The organism is Candidatus Woesearchaeota archaeon (genome assembly GCA_020854775.1).
GTDB lineage: Archaea > Nanobdellota > Nanobdellia > Woesearchaeales > 21-14-0-10-32-9 > 21-14-0-10-32-9.
The window spans coordinates 1-3,209 of record JAHKLZ010000015.1 but is presented as its reverse complement, the minus strand read 5'-3'; the positions used below and the strand labels follow the sequence as shown (position 1 = coordinate 3,209).

The 3,209-nt window shown below is 35.1% G+C and carries 2 protein-coding genes; both read left to right on the top strand.

The window, feature by feature from the left end:
• Positions 1-252: 252 nt before the first annotated feature.
• Positions 253-2,784: a DEAD/DEAH box helicase family protein gene (locus KO361_03225; GenBank protein MCC7574580.1), complete on the top strand. Its 2,532-nt coding sequence runs from the start codon at positions 253-255 to the stop codon at positions 2,782-2,784.
• Positions 2,785-3,209 (top strand): hypothetical protein (locus KO361_03220; GenBank protein ID MCC7574579.1); only part of this gene is annotated, 425 nt, incomplete at its 3' end. It lies immediately after the preceding gene.

Sequence of the window (3,209 nt, the reverse complement as noted above, 5' to 3'; positions counted from 1 at the left end):
GTTGGCGTTCATTGTAAAAAGACAAAACAGACGACAGAATGAGAAAAGAATTTTTGCTGCATAAGGACAAAGAAAATGGAAACCCACCGCACATTCAGGCACATTTGGCTGCCCAAACGCACGGGCGACCGCTTCGCAGCCAAAAGAGCCTTCATTTTGCCTACGCACCATTGAAAGACAGCGACTTATTTGAATAATTGATATTGAGAATTTAAAACTAAATTTGTGATTTTAAAATAGAACAAAATTGTAATGTCAAAAGAAGCTAAAGCAAGAATAAAAATCAATAAACTGCTTGAAGAAGCGGGATGGCGATTCTTTGATTCGAAAGAAGGAAGAGCCAATATTGTACTTGAGAATAAAACAAAACTAACTCAAACTGAATTAGATGAATTCGGTGAAGATTTTGAAAAAACAAAAAATGGCTTTATTGACTATCTGTTACTTGACGACAAAGGTTTTCCTTTCATTGTTTTAGAAGCAAAGAAAGAAGAAATAAACCCACTCTTTGCTAAGGAACAAGCCAGAAAATATGCACAATCTCAAAACTGTAGATTCATAATTCTTTCAAATGGTAATTTGCATTACTTCTGGGATTTACAGAGAGGAAATCCAAATATTATTGCAACATTTCCGAAACCTGAGACTGTTATCGGATATACGGAATTTAAGCCAAATGCTGATGCATTAGTGAATGAAACAGTAAAAGAAGATTACATTGTAAAAACTCAAAAACCAGACTATGCCAGCGACCCAAGATATATTGATGAATCGCAACGCAGTGCTTTTATTGAAGAAAATAAGTTAAGGTTTTTGCGAAAGTATCAAGTTAGAGCTATAGAACGGATACAGGAAGAAGTAAAAGCTGGTAAAGACCGTTTTTTATTTGAAATGGCAACTGGTACTGGCAAAACTTTAACTTCAGCAGCCGTAATCAAATTGTTTTTACGAACAGGAAACGCAAGAAGAGTTTTGTTTCTGGTTGACCGTTTGGAATTGGAAGACCAAGCAGATAAAGCTTTTAAAGAATATTTAAGAACTGATTATAAGTGCAGTATTTACAAAGAAAATAGGGATGACTGGCGGCAAGCAGAAATTGTTGTTTCGACAGTGCAATCGTTTCTTTTCAAAAACAAATACAAAAGGATTTTTTCACCAACTGATTTTGACCTTGTAATTTCTGATGAAGCACATAGAAGTATCGGAGGTAACAGCAGAGCTGTTTTTGAATATTTTATTGGCTACAAGTTAGGTCTGACAGCAACACCAAAGGACTATTTAAAAAAGATTGATGCAGGAGAGTTAAGCGAAAAAGACCCAAGAGAATTAGAAAGGAGAATGCTTTTGGACACTTACACAACCTTTGGTTGTGAAGATGGCAAACCAACTTTTCAATATAGTCTATTACATGGCGTTAAAGATGGTTTTTTAGTAAATCCTTGTGTTGTCGATGCAAGAACAGAAATAACTACACAGCTTTTAAGCGATGAAGGTTACACGGTTGAAATAACAGACGATAATGGAGAAGAAACCTCGACTACATTTTCGCAGCGTGACTTTGAAAAGAAATTGTTTTCCGAAAACACGAACCGCATTTTTTGTAAAACATTTTTAGAGAACGCTTATAAAGACCCAATTTCTGGTGAAATTGGCAAATCTATTTTATTTTGTGTAAGTCAAAACCACGCTGCTAAAATCACACAAATTCTGAATGAATTTGCCGACAAAATGTTTCCGGGCAAATATCAATCTGATTTTGCCATGCAAGTTACCTCATGGATACCAGATGCACAGCAATTAACGATTAACTTTACTAACAATCGTTTAGGTGGTAAAGGTAACTTTCATGATTTATACCAGACAAGCAAAACCCGCGTATGTGTTACAGTTGGAATGATGACAACAGGTTATGATTGCCCTGATATTTTAAATGTGTGTTTGATGCGACCAATTTTCTCTCCAACCGACTTTATTCAAATCAAAGGTAGAGGAACAAGAAAATTCAATTTTGCGAATAAAGAGGTTTTGAAAGATAAGAGTTTAATTGAAAACATTCCTGAAGAAAACTTGCAAAAGTCGAGGTTTAAACTTTTTGACTTCTTTGCAAACTGCGAGTATTTTGAGGAAAAATTCAATTACGATGAAGTTTTAAAGTTACCTCCAAAAGGAACTTCAACCGAAGGCGGTGGCGGAGGCGGTTATGTTGTTGACGAATACGACAGCACAAGACACGACCCTTTAAAAACCTTTACAGTCAATGAAATTGGGCTTGAAGGAATGAAGATTGACCGAATGTATTTTGAGAAATTTGAAGATAAAGTAAAAGAGGATGACAAAATCAAGGAATTAGTTCAGCAAAAAGATTTTGATGCAATAGAACAATACATTATCAGTCAAATATTTGATAAGCCAGAAGAGTATTACAATATAAGCAAACTGCGGAATGCCATAAAAATTGACAGGCGGTTATCATTGAGAGAAATCATTGAAAAAATCTTTGGTTTTATTCCTTATTTTAAATCAAAAGACGAACTTCTTGACGAGGAATTTGAAAAGTTTGATAGCCGTTATTTGCCCCCTGAGGAATACTTCACTTTCGCAAGGGATTATTTTAAAAGTTACATTACAGACTCTGAGTTCAGAGACATAATTGAAAATAGAAAATATGCATTATTAAACACCAATCCAAATGGTGATGTATTCAGAAAGTTGCCTCCTGAATTGCGTTTTGCGATACCTGAGTACATAAAAGATAATGTATCACTTAATAAATTTGTTGCATAAATGTTAGACCAAGAAACAAAACGCAGGATTGATACTGCAAGAGATATTTTGGTAGGAAAATTACCAAACCCACAAAGCCAGGTTGAGCAAATTACCATTGCTATGATATATAAATTCATGGACGACATGGATAAGGAAGCAATGGAATTTGGTGGAGAAGCTACTTTTTTTACAGGCGATTACGAAAAATACAGTTGGACAAAAATATTTGACCCCAAATTGGGCGGGTATGAAATGTTGGCACTTTACGGAGAAGCAATAGTAAAACTGAACCAAAATCCTAATATACCGCAACTTTTCAGAGATATTTTTAAAAACGCATACCTGCCTTACAGAGACCCAGAGACGTTAAAAATGTTTCTGAAGGTTATCAATGAGTTTCATTACGACCATAGCGAAAAACTGGGTGATGCTTTTGAATACCT